General features: G+C 72.0%; 14 protein-coding genes. 6 read left to right on the top strand and 8 right to left on the bottom strand.

The window, feature by feature from the left end; genetic code table 11:
• The first annotated feature begins 65 nt into the window (after positions 1 to 65).
• Entirely contained in the window at positions 66 to 1,643 is a 1,578-nt protein-coding gene (locus tag ACWDVB_RS31890; RefSeq protein WP_451518415.1) for a sodium:solute symporter family protein, read from the top strand.
• Here the strand turns inward: ACWDVB_RS31890 and ACWDVB_RS31885 are convergent.
• Both ACWDVB_RS31885 and ACWDVB_RS31880 read right to left on the bottom strand, forming a co-directional pair.
• Positions 1,640 to 2,758 (bottom strand): ADP-ribosylglycohydrolase family protein, encoded by a 1,119-nt coding sequence (locus ACWDVB_RS31885; RefSeq protein ID WP_451518414.1) that lies wholly within the window; start codon positions 2,756 to 2,758, stop codon positions 1,640 to 1,642. The two genes, ACWDVB_RS31890 and ACWDVB_RS31885, sit on opposite strands and share 4 nt — an antisense overlap.
• A 184-nt stretch (positions 2,759 to 2,942) precedes the next feature.
• Positions 2,943 to 5,351, bottom strand: coding sequence for a tetratricopeptide repeat protein (locus tag ACWDVB_RS31880; protein WP_451518413.1), 2,409 nt, complete (start codon positions 5,349 to 5,351; stop codon positions 2,943 to 2,945).
• 191 nt (positions 5,352 to 5,542) lie between these two features.
• On the opposite strand from ACWDVB_RS31880, the gene ACWDVB_RS31875 reads away from it, so the two are divergent.
• Both ACWDVB_RS31875 and ACWDVB_RS31870 read left to right on the top strand, forming a co-directional pair.
• Entirely contained in the window at positions 5,543 to 6,973 is a 1,431-nt protein-coding gene (locus ACWDVB_RS31875) for an FG-GAP-like repeat-containing protein (RefSeq protein WP_451518412.1), read from the top strand.
• Between the two features lie 44 nt (positions 6,974 to 7,017).
• Entirely contained in the window at positions 7,018 to 8,433 is a 1,416-nt protein-coding gene (locus tag ACWDVB_RS31870) for an FG-GAP and VCBS repeat-containing protein (protein WP_451518411.1), read from the top strand.
• Positions 8,434 to 8,508: 75 nt separating this feature from the next.
• Here ACWDVB_RS31870 and ACWDVB_RS31865 read toward each other — a convergent pair whose 3' ends face one another.
• Both ACWDVB_RS31865 and ACWDVB_RS31860 read right to left on the bottom strand, forming a co-directional pair.
• Positions 8,509 to 11,103 carry a bifunctional FO biosynthesis protein CofGH gene (locus ACWDVB_RS31865; protein WP_451518410.1) on the bottom strand — a complete coding sequence of 865 codons (2,595 nt, stop codon included), beginning with the start codon at positions 11,101 to 11,103 and terminating at the stop codon, positions 8,509 to 8,511.
• Positions 11,104 to 11,166: 63 nt separating this feature from the next.
• Entirely contained in the window at positions 11,167 to 12,030 is an 864-nt protein-coding gene (locus tag ACWDVB_RS31860; protein WP_451518409.1) for an LLM class F420-dependent oxidoreductase, read from the bottom strand.
• Between the two features lie 151 nt (positions 12,031 to 12,181).
• Here ACWDVB_RS31860 and ACWDVB_RS31855 point away from each other — a divergent pair, with 151 nt between their 5' ends.
• The 3 genes from ACWDVB_RS31855 to ACWDVB_RS31845 all read left to right on the top strand — a co-directional run bounded on the left by ACWDVB_RS31855 (position 12,182) and on the right by ACWDVB_RS31845 (position 15,141).
• Positions 12,182 to 12,598 carry an ankyrin repeat domain-containing protein gene (locus ACWDVB_RS31855; protein ID WP_451518408.1) on the top strand — a complete coding sequence of 139 codons (417 nt, stop codon included), beginning with the start codon at positions 12,182 to 12,184 and terminating at the stop codon, positions 12,596 to 12,598.
• 247 nt (positions 12,599 to 12,845) lie between these two features.
• Positions 12,846 to 14,384: a CehA/McbA family metallohydrolase gene (locus tag ACWDVB_RS31850; RefSeq protein ID WP_451518407.1), complete on the top strand. Its 1,539-nt coding sequence runs from the start codon at positions 12,846 to 12,848 to the stop codon at positions 14,382 to 14,384.
• A 535-nt stretch (positions 14,385 to 14,919) separates the two neighbouring features.
• The gene (locus ACWDVB_RS31845; protein ID WP_451518406.1) at positions 14,920 to 15,141 is read left to right on the top strand and encodes a DUF397 domain-containing protein; all 222 of its coding nucleotides are present in this window, start codon (positions 14,920 to 14,922) and stop codon (positions 15,139 to 15,141) included.
• Between the two features lie 312 nt (positions 15,142 to 15,453).
• Here the strand turns inward: ACWDVB_RS31845 and ACWDVB_RS31840 are convergent, their stop codons facing one another.
• The 4 genes from ACWDVB_RS31840 to ACWDVB_RS31825 all read right to left on the bottom strand — a co-directional run bounded on the left by ACWDVB_RS31840 (position 15,454) and on the right by ACWDVB_RS31825 (position 20,957).
• Positions 15,454 to 16,950 carry an aldehyde dehydrogenase family protein gene (locus tag ACWDVB_RS31840; RefSeq protein ID WP_451518405.1) on the bottom strand — a complete coding sequence of 499 codons (1,497 nt, stop codon included), beginning with the start codon at positions 16,948 to 16,950 and terminating at the stop codon, positions 15,454 to 15,456.
• Complete coding sequence (locus tag ACWDVB_RS31835) at positions 16,947 to 18,686, bottom strand: N-acyl-D-amino-acid deacylase family protein (protein ID WP_451518404.1); 1,740 nt, start codon at positions 18,684 to 18,686, stop codon at positions 16,947 to 16,949. Before ACWDVB_RS31835 ends, ACWDVB_RS31840 begins: the two co-directional genes overlap by 4 nt.
• Before the next feature lie 189 nt (positions 18,687 to 18,875).
• On the bottom strand, positions 18,876 to 20,003 hold the full coding sequence (locus ACWDVB_RS31830) for an LLM class flavin-dependent oxidoreductase (RefSeq protein ID WP_451518403.1): 1,128 nt from the start codon (positions 20,001 to 20,003) through the stop codon (positions 18,876 to 18,878).
• Positions 20,004 to 20,159: 156 nt separating this feature from the next.
• The gene (locus ACWDVB_RS31825) at positions 20,160 to 20,957 is read right to left on the bottom strand and encodes an SDR family NAD(P)-dependent oxidoreductase (RefSeq protein ID WP_451518402.1); all 798 of its coding nucleotides are present in this window, start codon (positions 20,955 to 20,957) and stop codon (positions 20,160 to 20,162) included.
• Position 20,958 lies beyond the last annotated feature (1 nt).

The following is a 20,958-nucleotide window of genomic DNA, read 5'->3' as shown; positions in this document are numbered from 1 at the left end:
CGGCCGGTACTGGCGAAGTGCGAGCCATTATGCGCAGTTCACCAGGCGGACCCCTGGAGGGCCATATGAACAGTCTCGACTGGGCCGTGCTCATCGGCTACTTCGGCGTGATGGTCGCGATCGGCGTGTGGTCCCACAAGCGGGTCGACAACGTCAGCGACTTCTTCACCGCCGGCGGCAAGATGCCCTGGTGGCTGTCGGGCATCTCGCACCACATGTCCGGCTACAGCGCGGTGATGTTCACCGGGTACGCCGGTATCGCGTACACCTACGGCGTGACGTCCTTCGTCACCTGGTCCTTCCCCATCGCGCTCGGCATCGCCATCGGCGCGCGGCTCTTCGCCCCCCGCATCAACAGGCTCCGCTCAAGGCTGCATGTCGCCTCGCCGCTCGAATACCTCAAGACCCGCTACAACCTGAAGACGCAGCAGGCTCTCGCCTGGTCCGGGATGCTCCTGAAGATCGTGGACGTGGGCGCCAAGTGGGCCGCGATCGCGACGCTGCTGTCCGTGTTCACGGGTGTGTCGCTGAACCAGGGCATCCTCATCACCGGTGTCATCACGGCGATCTACTGCACCATCGGCGGACTGTGGGCGGACGCGCTCACCGAGCTGGGGCAGTTCATCATCCAGCTGTTCGCCGGTATCGCGATGTTCGTGGCCGTCGTCGCCGAGCTCGGTGAGTTCGGCGGCTTCTTCGGGGTCTGGGACGAGCCGGAGCTGGCGGGCCACGGGAAGCCGCTGGTCGGGCCGTACGGCACGGTGTTCCTGCTGGCGTTCCTCTTCATCAAGCTCTTCGAGTACAACGGCGGCATGCTCAACCAGGCGCAGCGCTACATGGCGACCGCCAACGCCAAGGAGGCCGCGCGCTCCGCGAAGCTCTCCGCGATCCTGTGGCTGGTCTGGCCGGTCGTCCTCTTCTTCCCCATGTGGATGTCGCCGCTCCTCGTGGACGCGAAGAAGCCCGACGGCTCGGACGCGTACGCCCTGATGACCGAGCAGCTGCTGCCGCACGGCCTGCTGGGCCTGGTCATCGTCGGCTTCTTCTCGCACACCATGGCGATGTGCTCCTCCGACGCCAACGCGATCGCCGCCGTCTTCACCCGGGACGTGGCTCCCGTGCTCTCGGCGAGGGCGAAGTTCTGGTCGGAGCGGGCGGGGCTGCTCGCCGCCCGTCTGACCACGGTGATCTTCCTGGGTCTTTCCATGGCGGTCGCGACGCAGGTCAACTCCCCCGCGTTCAAGGACATCATCACGGTCGTCATCAAGTGGGTCGCCGGTCTGATGGGGCCCATCGCGATCCCGATGATGCTGGGTCTGCTGCGTACTTTCCGCACGTCCGGGCCGACCGCGGCGCTGACCAGCTGGGGCGCCGGACTCTTCGCCTTCTACCTGGTCAACTACCCGATCAACGACGCGATCGACGGGGGCGTCGCCCTCCAGTACCAGGTGTCGATCCCGCTGGCCGTCTCGCTCTTCCTCTACATCGTCATCGGTTACCTGAAGCCGGAGGACACCCCGGAGCGGGACGCGCTCATCGAGCGCATCAACACGGATGACGACGACGGCTCGGCGGGCGCGGCCGCCGAGCCCCTTCCGGCCGAGCCGAAGGACGGCGCCGTCGCCACCCCGGTGAAGGACTAGACGCGCGGATAGCGGGCGAGCCAGCCCGGGGCGGAGGCGGCGGGGCCGTGCAGGGCGGGGCCCTGGGTCATCTCCATGGCGAAGTCGTCCGCCAGCTCCAGGATCGTGGGGCGGCCCTCCAGCTCCGTGAGCCAGCCCGGCGGGAGCGCGGTCTCCCCGTGCAGCGCGCCCAGCAGCGCCCCGCACAGCGCGCCCGTCGCGGCCGACGCCCCGCCGTGGTTGACGGCGAGCCGCACGCCGTGGCGGATGTCCTCGCCGACCAGGGCGCAGTACACGGCGGCGGCGAGCGCCCCCTCGGCGGTGCCGTCCGTCAGGAGCTCCGCCACGCGCGCGGGCGTGGGCATGCCCTGCCGTACGGCGCCCAGCGCGTGCCGCAGCGCGTCGGTGACGGGCTGGTGGCCGGGGCGGGTGGCGAGCATCGCCAGGGTCCGCTGGATCGCGCCGTCGAGGGATTCCCCGCGGGCGAGGCCGTGCACGATGGCGGCGTGCGCACCGGCGGCGAGATAGGCGGTGGGGTGGCCGTGCGTCTGGACGGCGGCCTCGACGGCGAGCTGGAGCACGAGCTGTGGTTCCCAGCCGACGAGGAGGCCGAAGGGCGCGGACCTGACGACGGCTTCGGGGCCGCGTTCGTCGGGGTTCTTGGGGATTTCGAGGGTGCCCATGACGACGTTGCCGAGGCCGAGGAGGCAGGCGCGGGGAGGATCGCGGCGTGCGTACAGCCACTCCTCGCGGGCCAGCCAGCCGTCCTCCTTGCGCCGCTCGTCGGGGCCCCAGTCGCTCTGGGTGGCGATCCAGCGGCGGTAGGCGCGGTGCAGGTCGGTCGGCGGATGCCAGGCGCCGGTGTCGCGCCGCACCTGGGCGCGTATGAGCCCGTCGACGGTGAAGAGGGTGAGCTGGGTGGCGGCGGTGACCGCGCCGCGCCTGCCGTACGCGGGGACGGGCTCGGTGAGGCCTTCGGCGCCGTGCTCCTCGCGGATCGCGTCGAGGGAGAGCCGGTCGACGGGCGCCCCGAAGGCGTCGCCCAGGGCGGCCCCGAGGAGCGTGCCGCGCACCCGGCTGCGGAAGTCCTGCTGCTCGGCGCGGCCCCAGACACCGGTGGCTGCCGCAGTGCCCACGGGACCTCCCTCTCCGCGTCTCGACCTGCCTTGACGTGCTTCGACGTGCCTCGCCGCGCCTCGACCGGTTGCGACTTTGCAGCACTGTAATCGATCGGGAACGTTCGATTCAGGTGCCAAGTGGTATGTGAGGAGTCGCCCCCGAGGTCGCTTTTGAACGACGTTCACCAGAGCTTCGCAGTTGCTACGGAATCCCCGGTTCCGGGCAGCGCAGCAGGCGCTCCCGCTGCTCCCGCGCCCACGCGTACCCGGGATCGATCCGCAGCGCCTCGTCCAGGGACGCCACGGCCTCGTCGGCGCGGCCGAGGGCTTCCAGGGACAGGGCCCTGCTGCCCCACGCCCACGCGTAGCCGGGGTCCAGGGCGAGGGCCGACTCGTACTCGGCGACGGCCTCCTCGTGGCGGCCCGTGAAGCGCAGGACGTCACCCCGCTCGCCCCGGGTGCCCGCGGCGTCCGGCGCGAGTTCCTGGACGCGGTCGAGGTCGGCGAGGGCGCCGGAGACATCGCCGAGGTGCTGTCTGACGCGGGCCCGGCGGGTGAGGGCCCAGGTGTAGTCGGGCCACAGGGCGACCGCGCGGTCCAGGTCGTCCAGGGCCTCCCGGGGGCGGCCGAGCACGAACTTGACCTGGCCGAGGCTGCCCAGGGTCAGCGGCTCCGCCGGGTCGAGCACGTGCGCCCGGTCCAGCCAGGGCAGTGCCTCCTCCGGGCGGCGCATGCGGCGGTAGGTCTCACCGCGCTCCCGCGCCACCCAGGCGGCGCCGGGTGCGGCCCCGGCCGCGGCGGTCAGGTGCCGCAGGGCTTCCTCGTACTCGCCCAGCGCCCGGTAGGTGACCGCGAGGCCGTGGTGGCCCCAGGGGTCGGAGGGGTCAAGGGCGATGGCGCGCTCGTGGTCGCCGAGGGCGTCCCGCAGCCGTCCGAGGAGGAACAGCCGCAGGCCGTGCGCGTTGTACGCGGCCACCCTGCCCTCGTCGTCCAGCTCCGCCCGGCCGAGCAGCACATCGAGCACCAGCAGCGGGCCCTCCCGTTCGAAGGCGAGGGCGGACCGGCACTCGGCGGCCAGAGTCCCCAGGTGCTCGGCGCCGGTGTCGTCGGCCGCGTCCGACACGGCCCGCACCCACTCGCGGGCCACGGCCGTGTCCACGCGGCACGCCTCGACCCCGTCGAGCAGCACGGCGGTCAGCGCGGCGCGCGGCCGGGCGCACAGCCGGTGGTACAGCTCCTCGACGCGCACCGCCCGCCACGCGGGGCGCGTCCAGGGGCGGCCGGGCCCGTCCCGGTCCTCCTCCAGCGCGACGCGCCGCCGCTCGTACAGCTCGGCGAGCCGGGTGTGCCCCGCACTCCACCACTCGGGGGCCGAGTTGCGGCGAAGGCGCAGCATCGGGGCGCGTACGACGCCGTGGTAGCGGGCCGCGCCCCCGCGGTCGGCCCGTACGAACGGCATGGCGCGCAGCCACGCGTACAGCTCCGCCGGGCCCTCGCCGCCCTCACCGGCCTCGCCGGTGGCCGCCCGTACGACCTCCTCGTCGAGGCGCCGGGGCAGCGCGCACGCCAGGGCGGCGGCCCGGCGCGCCGGGTCCTGCTCCCACTTCAGGAAGCGCTCCACGGCCGTGGCGCTCGGGTCGCCCACGTCGCCGGGGCCCGCGGGGCCGCTCTCGGCGAGCGTGGAGACGAGCACGGGCAGGCGGCCCGAGAGGCGCAGGACCTCCGCGACGACCGGCTCCTCGGTGAGGCCCTTGGCGGTGAGCAGGGCGCGCGCCTCGCTCTCCGTGAAGGGCCGCAGCGGCAGTTCGGCGGCGAAGTCCGCGGCGCCCTCCCAACGGGCCGGGTCGAGGGGGCGCTGCCCGGCGGTCACCAGGACGACGTTGGCCGGGAGTTCGCCGTACCGGTCGGTCGTCATGATGTCGTGCAGCCAGCGGTCGAGGAACGGCGCCGTCCGCTCGTACGTGTCGAAGAAGAGGGCCAGCCAGGGCGCGGCGTCGGCGGCGTCGGCCAGCTCGTCGATGAGCACGGGGGTGAGCACGCGCTCCGGTTCCAGGACGAGGCGGGCGTCCTCCTGGGTGCGGAAGCGGGCGCGCAGCCGGTCGGCGCCGCGCGCGAGGCGTTCGGCGTCGACGACCCCGGCGAAGGCGCCGACGACCGGCACCATGCCGAGGCCCACGACCCCGGCGCGGGCCGCCACGGCACCGCCCATGGAGGGCGCGTCCGGCTCCGGCTCGCGCAGGGCCGCCGCGACGGCCTCGTGGCTGCGCTGCCGGTGGGTGGCGAGGGCCCGCTCCAGGGCCTTCGGCGCCCTGCCCTGCTGTGCGAACTGGGCGGCCAGCTCGGTGATGACCTCCGGGATGCCGCCCGCGCCCTCGTCGACGTGGGCGACCAGCGCGCCGCGGTCCTTCGCCAGTTGGCCCAGCTCACGTACGAGCGAGGTCTTGCCGACGCCCGCGGGGCCGTGCACGTGGAAGAGGAAACGGTGGCGGTCGTCGTCCACGGGCAGTTCGAAGTTCTCCCGGAAGAGCCGCAGTTCCTCGCGCCGGCCCACGAAACCCGCCCGCCGTCTGCGCCGGATCAGCTCCTGCATCGACACCCTGGCCCGCGCCATCCCGGCCCCTCCCGCCCCTGCCGCGCCTGCTGTCGTCGGCCAGTCTCACGCATACGTGCGGGGCGCGGGGTGAACACGGACTGACGCCCGTCGAATGTCCGTATGACGTAACGGAGTTCCTGCGGTGTACAACCTTCTCTTCGGGCAACCGGTCTCCCGTTGCGTCACAGACGTACCTCACAGGAGGCTCCGTGCCCCGCCGTACCCTCATCACCGCCGTCGCGGTCGCCGCGCTGGCGACCCCCGCCATGCTCTTCGCCACCTCCGGTTCCGCGGCGGCCGCGCCGCTGCCGCCCCGCACACCGGTGACCGACTTCAACCACGACGGGTACGCCGACCTCGCGGTCGCGGCTCCCCACGGCACCGTCGACGGTGTCGAGAAGACCGGCTACGTCTCCGTCGTGTACGGCACCGCCTCGGGCCCCGGCACGGCGCGCCACCAGCTCATCAGCCGGGCCACGCCCGGTGTCCCCGGTGAGCTCGACGGTACGTACGCCTTCGGCTACCAGATGCTCCCCGGCGACCTGGACGGTGACTCGTACACCGACCTGCTCGTGAGCGGCGGTGACGGGGACGGCAACAAGGCCACGGTGCTCTGGGGCTCCAAGGACGGTCTGACCGGTCAGAACACCCTCCTGCCGAACATGTACTCCGAGTTCGCCACGGGCGACTTCAACGGTGACGGCAAGCGCGACCTCGTCGTGAACGACGACCCGAGCGACGACCCGGACGTGTCCGGGATGACCATCCACTACGGTCCGTTCACCCGTGACGGCAAGACCCGCACCACGGACAGCATCACCACGGACGACGGCCCCTCCGGTCTTGCCTCCTTCATCACGGGCGACCTGACGGGCGACGGCGTCGACGACATCGTCACCACGCACGGCTTTGAAGAGATGACGCACGACGCCCGCTTCTGGAAGGGCGGCAGGACCGGCGTCTCCCACACCGCCAAGTCCCTCGGCACGGCGTACAGCGGCACCGTCGGCGATGTCGACGGCGACGGGTACGGCGACCTGATCACCCGCGACATCGGCTCCGTCACCGAGGTGATCGACACCGCGCCGGGCAGCATCACCATCCAGTACGGCGGCTCCACCGGCCCCACCGACGCGCGCAGGAAGGTCATCACGCAGGCCACCGCGGGCGTCCCCGGAGCGAGCGAGGCGAACGACGCCTTCGGCGCGTCCCTGAGCGCCGGTGACGTGGACGGCGACGGCAAGGCGGAGGTCGCCGCCGGCGTCCCCGGCGAGAGCCTCGACGCGAGCACCGGCACCGGCGCGGTCGTCCTGCTCAAGGGCGCCTCCAAGGCCGACGGCGGCATGACCGGCGCGGGCGCCGTCGCCTACAACCAGACGACGGCCCTGGTGCCCGGCGTCTCCGAGACGGGCGACGACTTCGGCCGCCAGGTGTCCCTCACCGATCTGAACAAGGACGGCAAGGCCGACCTGACCGCCACGGCTCCCGGCGAGGACGGCACGTACGCCGACTCGGGCGCCCTGTGGAACCTCTTCGGCTCCACGGGCGGCCTGTCCACCACGGGCGCCACCACGCTCAGCCCGGTGAAGCTCGGCGCCCCCGAGAAGGACGCCCGGTTCGGCCTGCGGCTGCGCGGCTGACCCGCCCGACACCGGCCACCCACCCCACACCCTCTGGAGGATCAGTGCGACGCTCCCTCACGGCCGCCATCGCGGTCACCGCGCTCGTCACACCCCTCGCGCTCGTCGCCACCGCGGGCTCCGCCTCGGCCGCGCCCGTACCGCCCCGCACCCCGCTCGTCGACTTCGACCACGACGGGTACGCCGACCTCGCGATCTCCTCGGTCGGCGGCTACGAAGGCACGACGCCCGGCACGGTGACGGTCGTCCGCGGCTCGGCGTCCGGCCCCGACACCGCGCACGCGAAGACCTTCGGCCGCGCCACTCCCGGCGTCCCCGGAGAGCCGGAGGACGGCGGGCGCTTCGGGCAGGAGACGGCCGCCGCCGACCTGGACGGCGACCAGTACACCGACCTCGTCGTCAGCGGCTACGACGGCAAGGCCGTCGTCCTGTGGGGCTCCGCCACGGGCCTGTCCGGCGAGGGCAGCACCCAGATGCCCTGGAACGGCGGGCACGTCACCGCGGGCGACTTCAACGGCGACGGCAAGCGGGACCTGGTCACGGTCGACCTCCCGCCCAGCAGCGACGACCCGGAGAACGTCAACCAGGGCATGGCCATCTCGTACGGCCCCTTCACGCGTGACGGCAAGCCCGCGAGCACCCAGGCGATCGTCACGAGCCAGGTCTTCGGCCCGGCGGGTTTCGTCACGGGCGACGTCACGGGTGACGGCGCCGACGACATCGTCTCCAGCCACGGCTTCGAGGAGAAGGCGTACGCCAGCAAGTTCTGGGCCGGCGGCAAGGGCGGCGTGAGCACCACCTCCAAGCCGCTCGCGGCCTCCCTCGGCGGGGCGATCGCGGACGTCGACAAGGACGGCTACGGCGACCTCGTGGTCCGCGACATCGGCAACAACTACGAGGACATGCCGTACCAGAAGGGCACGGTCCTCATCAAGTACGGCACGGCGTCCGGACCCTCGACGACCCGCACCGCGAAGATCACCCAGGACACGGCGGGCGTGCCCGGCGTCGGCGAGGACGGCGACGAGTTCGGCTCGTCGATCAGCGCGGGCGACGCGAACGGCGACGGCTACGCGGACATCGCCGTCGGCATCCCCGGCGAGGACATCGAGTCGGTCGCGGACTCCGGGAGCACGGTCCTGCTCAAGGGCTCGCGCTCCGGCCTGACCGGCACGGGCGCGCAGGCCTTCCAGCAGTCCACGACGGGCGTGCCCGGAGCCTCCGAGAAGGCCGACAAGTTCGGCGGCCAGGTCCTGCTGTCCGACACGAACAAGGACGGCAAGGCCGACCTGACGGCGACCGCCCCGCTGGAGGACGGCACGTACGCCGACTCGGGCGCCGCCTGGCACCTGCGCGGCGCCGCGGGCGGCCTGACCGTCACGGGCATCACGTCCTTCAGCCCCAAGTCGCTCGGACTGCCGGAGAACCGCGTCGAGTTCGGTGGCGGGCTGACCCGCTAGGGACTCACGAGTTGACGGCGGTGGTGTACGCCCGTACGCCGAGAAACGCACGGGCGTCACCGCCTCGGTCCGCCGTCAGTCCACCAGCGGCAGCAGCTCGGGCAGCTGCCCGTCGGATGCCTTGGCGGCGAGCTGCCGCTCCTCGGGCACCTCGCCGTACAAGGTCGTACGCGGCTTCGCGGGCCGTCCGGCCGACTCCGCGATGGCGACGAGGTCCTCGATGGACCGGTAGGAGCCGTAACTGGAGCCCGCCATGCGGGAGATGGTCTCCTCCATCAGCGTCCCGCCGAGGTCGTTGGCGCCGGACCGCAGCATCTCGGCGGCACCCTCCTGGCCGAGCTTCACCCAGCTGGTCTGGATGTTGGGGATGTGCGGGTGGAGCAGGACACGTGCCATGGCCGTGACGGCACGGTTGTCGCGGGTGGTCGGTCCGGGCCGGGCGATGCCCGCCAGGTAGACGGGCGCGTTCGTGTGGATGAAGGGCAGCGTCACGAACTCCGTGAATCCCCCGGTCTCCTGCTGGATTCCGGCCAGGGTGCGGAAGTGGCCGAGCCAGTGCCGGGGCTGGTCCACATGTCCGTACATCATCGTGGACGAGGAGCGGAGGCCCAGCTCGTGCGCGGTCTTGATGACCTCGATCCAGGTGGCCGTCGGCAGTTTGCCCTTGGTGAGGATCCAGCGCACCTCGTCGTCGAGGATCTCGGCGGCCGTGCCCGGGATGGAGCCGAGCCCGGCCTCCTTGGCGGCGATGAGCCACTCGCGGATGGAGAGGCCGGTCCTGGTCGCGCCGTTGACCACCTCCATCGGTGAGAAGGCGTGCACGTGCATGCCCGGCACGCGCTCCTTCACGGCCCGCGCGATGTCGAAGTAGGCGGTGCCCGGCAGGTCGGGGTGGATGCCGCCCTGCATGCACACCTCGACGGCGCCGACGTCCCAGGCCTGCGCGGCCCGGTCGGCGACCTGGTCCAGGGAGAGGGTGTACGCGTCCGCGTCCGTCCTGCGCTGCGCGAAGGCGCAGAAGCGGCAGCCGGTGTAACAGACGTTGGTGAAGTTGATGTTGCGGGTGACGATGTACGTGACGTCGTCGCCGTTGACCGTCTTACGGATGTCGTCCGCGACGGAGCACAGCGCGTCCAGCGCGGGCCCGTCCGCGTGCAGCAGGGCGAGTGCCTCGTCGTCGGTCAGCTTCGTCGGGTCGTCGGCGGCCGTGGCGAGGGCCGCGCGTACGTCGCCGTCGATGCGGGACGGGACCATGCCGGGCACGGCCTGCTCGCGCAGCGCCTCCCAGTCGCCGTACACCTCGTCGAAGTCGTCGCGCCGGTCGGAGGTGCGGCCGTCCGTGTCGATGGTGCGGTGCAGGTCGGTGCGGCCGGAGGATGCCACGTACCCCTCGTCGGGCTCCTGCCAGGGGTGGCCCTCGACCGTCGCGTCGGGCCGGGCGAGGCCGGTTCCCGGGTCGGCGAGCGCCCGCAGGTGCGGCTGGAGCCGCGGGTCGAGCCAGGGCTCGCCGCGCCGCACGAACTCCGGGTAGACGCACAGGCGTTCGGCGAGCGTGAAGCCCGCCGCCGCCGACCGCTCGGCGAGCTCTTCCAGGCGCGGCCATGGCTTCTCGGGGTTGACGTGGTCGATGGTGACCGGCGAGACCCCGCCCCAGTCGTCGATGCCGGCGCCGATCAGCCGCTCGTACTCGCCCGCGATGAGGTTCGGCGGCGCCTGGATGTTGCCCGCCGGGCCCATGATGTGCCGGGCCACGGCGATCGTGGCGACCAGGTCGTCGATCTCGGCGTCGGGCATGCCGCGCATCGCCGTGTCCGGCTTGGCGCGGAAGTTCTGGATGATGAGTTCCTGGATGCCGTGGTAGGACCGCGCCACGCGGCGCAGCGCGAACAGCGACTCGGCGCGCTCCTCGTACGTCTCACCGATCCCGATGAGCAGCCCGCTGGTGAACGGCACGGACGAACGCCCGGCGTCCTCCAACACGCGCAACCGCACAGCCGGTTCCTTGTCGGGCGAGCCGTAGTGCGGCTGCCCCGGCTCGCTCCACAGCCGCTCGGAGGTGGTCTCCAGCATCATGCCCATGCTGGGCGCGACGGGCTTGAGCCGCTGGAAGTCCGTCCAGGACATCACACCTGGGTTGAGGTGCGGCAGCAGACCCGTCTCCTCCAGGATGCGGATCGAGATGGCGCGGACGTACGCGATGGTGTCGTCGTACCCCTCCGCCTCCAGCCACTCGCGCGCCTCCGGCCAGCGGTCCTCCGGCTTGTCGCCGAGGGTGATCAGGGCTTCCTTGCAGCCCAGTTCGGCACCGCGCCGCGCGATGTCGAGTACCTCGTCCGGGGACATGAACATGCCGTGCCCGTCGCGGCGCAGCTTGCCGGGCACGGTCGCGAAGGTGCAGTAGTGGCACTTGTCGCGGCAGAGCCGGGTGAGGGGGATGAACACGCTCTTCGAGTACGTGATGACGCCCGGGCGGCCCGCCGCGTCGAGGCCCGCGTCGCGCACCCGCGCCGCGGACGCCGTGAGGTCGTCGAGATCCTCGCCGCGCGCCTGGAGCAGGACGGCGGCCTCGCTCACGTCGAGCGCGACGCCGTCCCTGGCCCGCCTGAGCGCGCGCCGCATGGCGTTCGCGGTGGGTGGTCCGGCCTCGGGGGGCTGCGCGCTGTTGGTCATGTCTCCGAGCATACGAGCGACAACGCCTGACCTGTACAGATACTTCCGCGCAGTCTGCCGGGGTCAGGGGTTCACATGCCGCTGCGCCGCGTCGAGCGCCGCGCACACCTCCGCGTCGCCGGCCGTGGGCAGCTGCACGATGACCTCGTCGACGCCCAGCTCCGCGTAGTGCGCCAGCTTGCCCGCCTCGGGGGCCACGGCCGTCAGCGCCACGTACAGGTCGCCCGGCTCGCGCCCCGCGTCCGCCCACGCCGCGCGCAGCGCGGGCAGCGCGTCACGCAGTCCGCTGCCGCCGATGGGCATCCAGCCGTCGGCGTACTCCGCGATGTGCGCGAAGAGCCCCGGCCCGGCGGCCCCGCCGATGAGCGTGCGCGGCCCGTACAGCGGCCCCTTCCCGAGCCGCTTGCGGGGCGCGCGCCGCGGCTTCGGATGGACCTCGCTGGGACGCACTGCCCCGAACTCACCCTCGTACGCCGTCGGCTGGTCGGCCCACAGCGCCCGCATGAGCGCCATGTGCTCCCGTACGACGGCCCGTCGCCGGGGCCACGGGACCCCGTGGTCCTCGGCCTCCTCGCGGTTCCAGCCGTAGCCGATGCCGAGGGTGACGCGGCCGCCGCAGAGATGGTCGAGGGTCGCGATCTGTTTCGCCAGGTCGATGGGGTCGTGCTGGGCGACCAGGGCGATGTTCGTGCCGAGGGTGATCCGCTCCGTGACGGCGGCGGCCTGGGCGAGGGCGACGAAGGGGCTGAGCATACGGGCGCACTCGGGCGGCAGCTCGCCGCCGGGGTAGGGGGTCTCGCGGGGCACGGGGATGTGGGTGTGCTCGGGGATGTACAGGCCGTCGAATCCGCGCCCCTCCAACTCCCTCGCCAGACGGACCGGGCCGATGGTGGTGTCGGTCATGTACAGCGTCGCGGAGATGCGCACGGGGCCTCCGGGGGGTGGGGGTGTGGCGGGGTGCTTCCTTCGGTGCGTCGTTCGGTACGTCGCTCGGTTTTTCTTTCGGGGCCTCCTCCGTACCTTCCTATCCCCGGAAAGTCGGTTGGTCCATGGCCGCGGGCTCATTACCCTGGCGCCGATGAACAGACGACGGCAGAAGAAGCTCACCGCACGCCTGGTGTTCGCCGCGATGCTCGGCGACACCGCCGCCGTCGCCTCCCTCCTGCGCACAGGGGTCGACCCCAGGCTGCCGGACGCCGACGGCACGACGCCCCTGTACTCCGCCTCGGTGAACGGCGAGGCGGCGGCCGTACGGCTTCTGCTGGCGGCGGGCGCGCCACCCGACGCCGAGAGCGGGCACGGCTCCGAGGGCACGCCGCTGTGCGGTGCCGCCTGCTGGGGCTACGTCGACGCGGTACGCGAACTCCTCGCCCACGGCGCCGACCCGAACCTCCGCGAGGACCGCGGCACGGGCTGGTCCCCCCTGCGCTGGGCGCGCAACGGCCCGCATCCGGAGACCGAGGCGGCGCTGCTCGCGGCGGGGGCCACCGACTAGGCCCCCCTTGACCACCTCTCCGGCGGGACCGGCCCTTGGGGTGGAGCGGACGAAGCAGCCGATCACGCCGAACCCGGCGGTGTATGACGTCGTCGTGGAGCTGACGGCTCCCTAGGATCGTCGGGCGCGTTTCCCGGCCACCGGGTGGAAAACCGTCCATCGCCTTCCCTTGCCGCACAGTTCACGGCTCAATACCAGGGTTGCACGCACCACCCACGTCACCACCGACACCCTGGGGAGCCGCAGCATGTGCGAGGACGTCGTACGCGAGGGACTGAACAGGCGCGCACTGTTCGTGACGGGAGCCGCCGCCGCGCTTACGTTGAACAGCGTGAGTTTCGCGAGCGGCGCCGAGGGGCGCGCTCCCTCAGCGGGCCGGGCGCCGGGGAGCGAGGAGACCCGGACGGTCCGCGGCACGCTGCCCGTCGGGTCGCCCGACTTCGTGTACCTGCCCGTGGAGATCCCGGACGGGGTCGGCGAACTGCGCGTCGCATACACCTACCAGAAGCCGCCCGTCCCCGCCGGGACGCAGGGCAACGCCCTGGACATCGGCGTCTTCGACGAGCGCGGCACCGACCTCGGCGGCAAGGGCTTCCGCGGCTGGTCGGGCGGGGCCCGCACCGAGTTCTTCATCCGCGCCGACGAGGCGACCCCCGGCTACATCCCGGGCCGCGTCCGGGCGGGCACCTGGCACATCGCGCTCGGCCCGTACACGGTCGCCCCCGAGGGCCTCCCCTACGAGGTGACGATCACCCTCGCCTACGGGGCGCCCGGCAGCACCCCGAAGCCCGTCTATCCGCCGGACCGGGCGAAGGGCCGCGGCCGCGCCTGGTACCGCGGCGACTGCCATCTGCACTCCGTGTACTCCGACGGCAGGCGCACCCTCGCCGAGATCGCGGCGCTGGCCCGCGCCGCCGGCCTCGACTTCATCAACAGCTCGGAGCACAACACCCACTCCGCGCACGCGCACTGGGCCGAGTACGCGGGCGACGACCTGCTGATCATGCTGGGCGAGGAGGTCACCACCCGCAACGGCCACCTGGTCGCCCTCGGCACGGACCCCGGCACGTTCATCGACTGGCGCTACCGGGCCCGCGACAACCGCTTCGGCAGGTACGCCCGCCGGATCCGCGACACGGGCGGCCTCGTCGTCCCCGCCCATCCGCACGCCACCTGCATCGGCTGCAACTGGAAGTTCGGCTTCGGCGAGGCGGACGTGGTCGAGGTGTGGAACGGCGCGTACACGCCGGACGACGAGGTCTCCCTCGCCGACTGGGACAGCATGCTCGCGACCTCCGTACGCGGGGGGAGGGCGTGGATCCCGGCGATGGGCAACAGCGACGCGCACCGCGACCCCGACCGGATCGGCGGTCCGCAGACGGTGGTCCTCGCCGACGACCTGACCCGCGAGGCCATCCAGGAAGGTCTGCGGCGCGGCCGCTCCTACATCGCCGAGTCGAAATCCGTGGAGCTGGCCTTCTCCGCGGCGGGCGGCCGCGGCAGACACGCGGGCATCGGCGAACGCCTCTCCGTCGACCGCGACACCCCGGTCACGGTCCGCCTGGCCGTCAAGGGCGCGCCGGGCTGCACGGTCCGCATCGTGACGGACCAGGGCGTCCTGCACACGAGCGCCCCTCTGCCGACGTCCGGCGAGGGCACGGTGGAGTGGCGCACGACGCCGTCATACGCGGCATACGCCCGAGCGGAAGTCCGCCACCCCCCGACGGCCCCGGGCCTCCCGGGCCCACTGACGGCCTTCACGAACCCGATCTTCCTGGGGCGGTGAGCTTCGCGGAGCAGCACGACTGGACGCACCCGGCGCCGAGTCACGGGCCAAGGGCGTGGTGTACGTGTACTCCACGCTCGGCGATCTCCAGCCGGGGATCTCGCGACCGGCAGCCGGAGTGCGCTTGATCACCGCAAGTGCGGCCGGCGCGACCTCCTGCTCTCCCTCGGTCAGTTCAGCGAACGCCTGCTTCGCGAAGTCAGCCTCTTCCAGAGGCGTCTCCGGAACCTCGCTCATGTATCACTCGCCCCTGGCCGCACAGCTTCGAGCGCCGTCATGACGTCGGGCGAATTGCGGATCAGGACGCGGTGGCGATAAGCCCGCACGACAGCGGCCACGGCTCCCAGATCGTTCGTGGGAGAGGAGCTTATGGCCTCGGCCAGCTCAGCCTCGAAACTCTCCCGGTCGCCCGGAAATCCGTACCGGCTCAGCGCCGATCTCAGGTCTTCCACGGTCCGGATCTCGGGCAGAGGCATCGCACCGTGAGAGTGCCGAGACTGCGCGCTCATGACCATTCCCCTATGCACCGGCCCCTATGCACCGGCCGGGTACTCCGTCTCTGCCCAGTATCGCCGAAGCCACCCGCCGCCGCCCTCACACGGGGCCAGGAAGCGAGTGTGTCGAGGTCGCCCACACCGCGACCGGCGGCCGCGCCGTGCGGGACAGTAAGGACCCTGGCGTCGGCATCCAGTACTACACGCCCACCGGCTGGTCCGCCTTCATCGCGGGTGTGAAGGCTGGAGACCTCAGAAGCTGACGCGTGCCAGTTCGGCGCCACGAGCCCCATGTCCGGAGTGCCCCGGCCCGCGACGGCAAGCGGAGCTTGGTGGGGGCGGGTGGGCGGGAGGAGGCGGCGCCGCAAACGGGTGACGGGGCGCGGCACGCGCAGGCCGCCCCGGTGCGGTGGGGGCCGGTGGGTGGGAAAAGGCGGCGCCGGAGACGGGGGCTCGGGGCACCGCGCAGGGCGCCTCCGAGGTCGGTGGGTGGGGAGGGGCGGCGACTGGCACGGGAGGGGCCGGGGCGCGGCTGCTGAGTCGGTGGGGATCGCTAGGCGTCCCCGCCAGAAGCCTTACCCGGGCCAGACGATCGACTGCAGCTCGCTGTACGCGTGCAGCGCGTACGAGCCGACGTCCCTGCCCACGCCGCTTCTCTTGAAGCCGCCGAACGGTGCCTCCATGTTGCGGCCGATCGTGTTGACGCCGACGCCGCCCGCCCGCAGGCGGTGGGCGACGCGGAAGGCTCGGGCGACGTCGCTCGACCAGACGTAGTCGATGAGGCCGTAGTCGCTGTCGTTGGCGAGGGCGATCGCCGTCTCCTCGGCGGCCTCGGGAGTCTCGGCGTCGAAGGGGACCACGACCACCACCGGGCCGAAGATCTCCTCCCGGACGACCCGCATGTCGTGGGTGCAGTCCGCGAGGAGGGTCGGGGCTACGTAGAAGCCCTTGCCGAAACCGGGGCCCGCGGGGCGCTCGCCGCCCGCCACCACCCGCGCGCCCTCCTTGCGGCCGAGTTCCACATATGACTCGACGCGGTCGCGGTGCGCCGCCGAGATGACGGGGCCGACGACCGTGCCCGGCTCGCGCGGGTCGCCGACCTTGAGGTGGCCGATGTAGCCGGTGAGATGCTCCAGTAACCGCTCGTACACGCCCCGTTGGGCGATCACGCGCGTCGGGGCGGTGCAGATCTGGCCGCTGTAGAAGGAGAAGGTGGTGCCGATGCCGGCGACCGCCGCGGCGAAGCGCTCGTCGTCCACGTCGTCGAAGACGATCGCCGCGCCCTTGCCGCCCAGCTCCATCAGCTGCCGCTTCATGTGGCGCCCGCAGACCTCGCCGATGCGCTGCCCGACGGCCGTCGACCCGGTGAAGCTCACCATGTCCACGCGCGGGGAGTCGACGGCGGCCTCGCCCACGGCGGCGTCCGTGCCGGAGACGACGTTGACGACGCCGGGCGGTGCTCCCGCCTCCTCCAGCGCGGCCGCCATGCCGTAGACGGAGAGCGGGTCCTGCGGGGCCGGTTTGACCACGACGGTGTTGCCCATGGCGAGCGCGGGCGCGACCTTGCCCGCGGCGTTCGCCCAGGGGTTGTTGTACGAGGTGACGCAGGTGACGACGCCGACGGGCCGGCGCACGGCGAGCGCCCCCATCACCCCCGCCCTCCCCATGGGCCCGGCCTCGTTGATCTGCGGCGGAAGTGCGGACTCCACCGGTTCGAGCGCGCCCCTCGCGTACCGCTCGAAGCGGGACACCGCCACCGCGACCTGCATGCCGCGCGCCGTGCCGGTCGTCGCGCCGGACTCGGCCTGGGCCAGCTCGGCGTACGAGGCCAGATCGCGCCGCATGATCGAGGCCGCGCGGGACAGGACGGCGGCCCGCTCCTCGGGGGTCGTGCGGGACCAGCTCGCGAAGGCGTCGCCGGCCGCCGAGGCCGCCGCGTGGACCTGGGCGCGGCTCGCCTCGGGCGCGAGGCCGACGACCTCCTGCGTCGCCGGGTCGATCACCTCGTAGTGCCCGCCGTCGGGCTCGACCCACTCGCCGCCGATGAACAGCCGCCGCCGTCCGTCCGTCACTTGGTGCTCACCGTCCTGGTGTCGCGCCCGGACCGCAGGACCTTGCCGGGCACGGCCCCGGTGACGACGTCCTCGCGGATCGCCTCGACGCCGTTGACCCACACGGCGTTGATCCCGATCGCCTTGGAGTCCAGGCGCGGGCTGTCGCCGGGCAGGTCGTGGACGAGCGTGGCCTTCCCGGCGTCGATCCTCTTCGGGTCGAAGAGGACCAGGTCGGCGTGGTACCCCTCGGCGATCCTGCCTCGCTCACGCAGCCCGAAGAGCTGGGCGGGGTCGTCGGTGAGCATCTTCACGGCCTGTTCGAGCCCGACCAGCTTGCGCCCGCGCAGGCAGTCCCCGAGGAAGCGGGTCGTGTACGGGGCCCCGCACATGCGGTCCAGATGCGCGCCGGCGTCGGAGCCGCCCAGCAGGACGTCCTCGTGCCGCCAGGTCTCGGCGCGCAGGGCCCACGAGTCGGGGTCGTTGTCGGTGGGCATCGGCCAGAGGACGGTGCGCAGGTCGTCGTCGGCGCAGATCTCGACGATGCACTCGAAGGGTTCCTGGCCGCGTTCGGCGGCGATGTCGGCCACGACCCGGCCGGTGAGACCTTCGTTCGCCTGGGAGTACGTGTCTCCGATGACGTACCGGTCGAAGCGGGCCAGGCGCCGGAAGACGCCCGCCTCCTTGCTGTCCGCGCGCCGCAGCATCGACGCGCGCACCCCGGGATCGCGCAGCTCAGCGATGCGCTCCGGCACGGGCAGACCGAGGACTTCGCCCCAGCCGGGGATGAGGTTGAGGGCGCAGAACGTGCCGAGTGACATGTTCATGGGGGTGAGGATCGGCATGGTGAGGGCGACGACGCGGCCGCCGGCCTCGCGGGCGCGCTCGCTCGGCACGAGCTGGCGCGGTACGCGTTCGGGGACGGCGGCGTCGACGGTGAGCACGTTCCAGTTGAGCGGCCGTCCGGCGGCGGCGCTCATCTCCACGAACAGGTCGATCTCCGCGTCGCTGAACTGGTCGAGGCACCCCGCGACGATCGCTTCGAGCTGCGTGCCCTCGTGCTCGGCGACGGCTCGGGACAGGGCGAGCAGCTCGGCGGGCTTCGCGTGGCGGGACGCCACCGGCTGCCCGTCGCCGTCGGAGTGGGTGGAGGACTGTGTGGTGGACAGGCCCCAGGCGCCCGCGTCCATCGCGTCGTGGAAGAGCCGGATCATCGCGTCCAGCTGGCCGGGCGTCGGCTGTCCACCGACCGCGTCCGCCCCCATGACGTACCGCCGCAGGGCGCAGTGCCCCACCATGAACCCGGCGTTGACGGCGATCCGCCCCTCCAGGGCGTCCAGGTACTCCCCGAACGAACTCCACGTCCAGGGTGCGCCCTCCTCCAGCGCCACCAGCGCCATGCCCTCGACCTTCGACATCATCCGCCGCGTGTAGTCGGCGTCCTCGGGCCGGTCCGGGTGCAGCGGCGCCAGCGTGAACCCGCAGTTGCCGCCGGCGACGGTCGTCACGCCGTGGTTGAGGGACGGCGTCGCGTACGGGTCCCAGAACAGCTGGGCGTCGTAGTGCGTATGCGGATCGACGAACCCGGGCACGAGTACGCGCCCCTGGGCGTCTTCGCCGGTCCGCGCCTCCTCGGTGACGGCGCCGGGTGCGGCGACGACGGCGATGCGGCCGTCCCGTATGCCGACGTCGGCGGTGAAGGCGGGGGCGCCGGTCCCGTCGACGACGGTCGCGCCCTTGATGAGGTGGTCGAGCATGACGGGAACGTCCCCTTTCGGAGAACTGATCACAGGGCGGGACATGTCGGCCCGTCCGGCGTTTGAGGACGAGCCCGAAGGGCGATGTGGGGGTCCGGGGCGCAGCCCGCGACGGCAACCAAAACACCGCCCGAGCCCCGCAGGGCCCCGGCTTCCGTCCGGGAGGGGAAGCCGGGGCTGCTCAGGGATTCACGCCCCGGCGGCCCGCCGAAAGCGCGTGGTCCGGTGAACGGGATCCGTGTCGATCTTCGGGATCACATGCTCACCGATCAGCTTGATCGTGTTCTTCGTGTTCTCGGGCGAGATCCCGATGGGCAGCCCGAAGCTGAGCTGGTCGGCCCCGGCCTGCTCCCAGCGCTTGCACTGCTGGAAGACCTCGTCCGGGTCGCCGCAGATCATCAGCTCCTCGGCGATGAGCAGCTCGATGATCTCCTCGGTGTAGGCGGGGAGCAGCTCGGGCCACTCGGGGATGCCCTCGGGCCGGGGAAAGGTGTCGTGGTAGCGGAAGAGGAGCGACTGGAGGTAGTTGAGCCCGCTGCCGATGGCGATCTCCACCGCCTTCTCGTGCGTCTCGGCGCAGATGGCCGTGGAGGTCACCATGACGTTGTCGTTGACGAAGTCGCCGATCGCCTCGGCCTCCTTCACCGCCGTCTTGTACGAGTCGACGACCCACTCCATGTCGGAGACCTTCTGCACACTGAAACCGAGGACGCCGAGGCCCTTCTTGCCGGCCATCGCGTACGAGGACGGGGACCCGGCGGCGTACCACATGGCCGGGTGCGACTTCCCGTACGGCTTGGGCAGGACCTTGCGCGGCGGCAGGGACCAGTGTTTGCCCTGGAAGCCGACGTACTCGTCCTGGAGCCACATCTTGGGGAACTCGGCGATGGTCTCTTCCCACATCTCCTTGGTGTGGTTCATGTCGGTGATGCCCGGCATGAAGCCGAGGATCTCGTGCGAACCGGCACCGCGCCCCGTCCCGAACTCGAAGCGGCCCTCGGAGAGATGGTCGAGCATGGCGACCTTCTCGGCGACCTTCACCGGGTGGTTGACGGGCGCGAGCGGGTTGAAGATGCCCGAGCCCAGGTGGATGCGGTCGGTCGCGTGGGCGAGGTATCCGAGGTAGACGTCGTTGGCGGAGAGGTGTGAGTAATGCTCCAGGAAGTGGTGCTCGGAGGCCCATGCGTACTTGAAGCCCGACTTGTCCGCGTGAATGACGTACTCGGTCTCCTCGATGAGCGCCTTGTGCTCCGCTTCGGGGTCGACCTTGGCCCGCTCGGCGGGCACGTATCCCTGTACAAAGAGACCGAATTCCAAGGAGGTTCACCGTCCTCGTGATGTCCGACGGGTGGCGACGCACACTCTCCTGACGCCCCGTCAGATTGCGATGCGTCGACTGTTCCACCGGGCCTACGAGGCGTCAAGACCTGACACTGCGTCAGGCAGCTGCGTGCGGGTCGGAGCCGGCCCTTCTCAGATGACGCTGACGCCCGCCAGCCAGCCGCCGTCGATGACGAACGGCTGGCCCGTGATGTACGCCGAGTCGTCCCCGGTGAGGAAGAGCGCGAGGGCCGCGATCTCCTGGGGCGTCCCGATCCGCCCCATCGGCACCAGCTTCTTGTACAGCTCGGCGACCGCGCCCTTCGCCTCCTCCGGGTCGGCGGACGGGTCGAGCTGGGCGGGGTTCGTCATGGGGGTGTCGACGGCCCCCGGGCACACGGCGTTGACGCGGATGTTCTTCCCGGACAGCTCCAGCGCGGCGACCCGGGTGAGGCCGAGGATGGCGTGCTTCGTGGCGGCGTACGCGCCGACGTACGCCATGCCCGTGAGCGCCGCGTAGGACGCCGTGTTCACGATCGTGCCGCCGCCCGCGGCCTCGATCTCCGGGGCGACGGTGCGGATGCCGAGGAAGCAGCCGATCTGGTTGACCTGGATGACCTGCTGGAACTCTTCGAGGGGCGTGTTGACCAGCTCGTTGAAGCGGAGGATGCCCGCGTTGTTGACGAGGCCGTCTATCTTCCCGAAGGCGTCCTTGGCGGTGGCCACGGCGGTCCGCCAGTCCTCCTCCCGGCCCACGTCCAGATGGACGTACGTCGCCGCGTCCGCTCCCAGCTCCTCGCCGATCTCCTTGGCGAGGGCCTCGCCCTGGTCATCGAGCACATCCGCGACAACGACCTTTGCGCCCTCCGCGGCGAACAGCCGCGCCTCCTGCTCGCCCTGCCCGCGTGCCGCACCGGTGACGATGATCACGCGGTCGTCCAGCTTGCCCATG

It is taken from the genome of Streptomyces sp. NPDC003379 (assembly GCF_053589195.1).
The sequence above is the reverse complement of the archived record's forward strand: the minus strand, read 5'-3'. Positions and strand labels throughout refer to the sequence as shown.

Excerpts from the sequence above, each read along its gene's own strand:
- ACWDVB_RS31855 (WP_451518408.1), top strand. The coding sequence starts at position 12,182 with ATGAACAGACGACGGCAGAAGAAGCTCACCGCACGCCTGGTGTTCGCC.
- ACWDVB_RS31845 (WP_451518406.1), top strand. The coding sequence starts at position 14,920 with ATGCACCGGCCGGGTACTCCGTCTCTGCCCAGTATCGCCGAAGCCACC.
- ACWDVB_RS31835 (WP_451518404.1), bottom strand. The coding sequence starts at position 18,686 with ATGCTCGACCACCTCATCAAGGGCGCGACCGTCGTCGACGGGACCGGC.
- ACWDVB_RS31890 (WP_451518415.1), top strand. The coding sequence starts at position 66 with ATGAACAGTCTCGACTGGGCCGTGCTCATCGGCTACTTCGGCGTGATG.
- ACWDVB_RS31880 (WP_451518413.1), bottom strand. The coding sequence starts at position 5,351 with ATGGCGCGGGCCAGGGTGTCGATGCAGGAGCTGATCCGGCGCAGACGG.
- ACWDVB_RS31825 (WP_451518402.1), bottom strand. The coding sequence starts at position 20,957 with ATGGGCAAGCTGGACGACCGCGTGATCATCGTCACCGGTGCGGCACGC.
- ACWDVB_RS31850 (WP_451518407.1), top strand. The coding sequence starts at position 12,846 with ATGTGCGAGGACGTCGTACGCGAGGGACTGAACAGGCGCGCACTGTTC.
- ACWDVB_RS31865 (WP_451518410.1), bottom strand. The coding sequence starts at position 11,103 with ATGACCAACAGCGCGCAGCCCCCCGAGGCCGGACCACCCACCGCGAAC.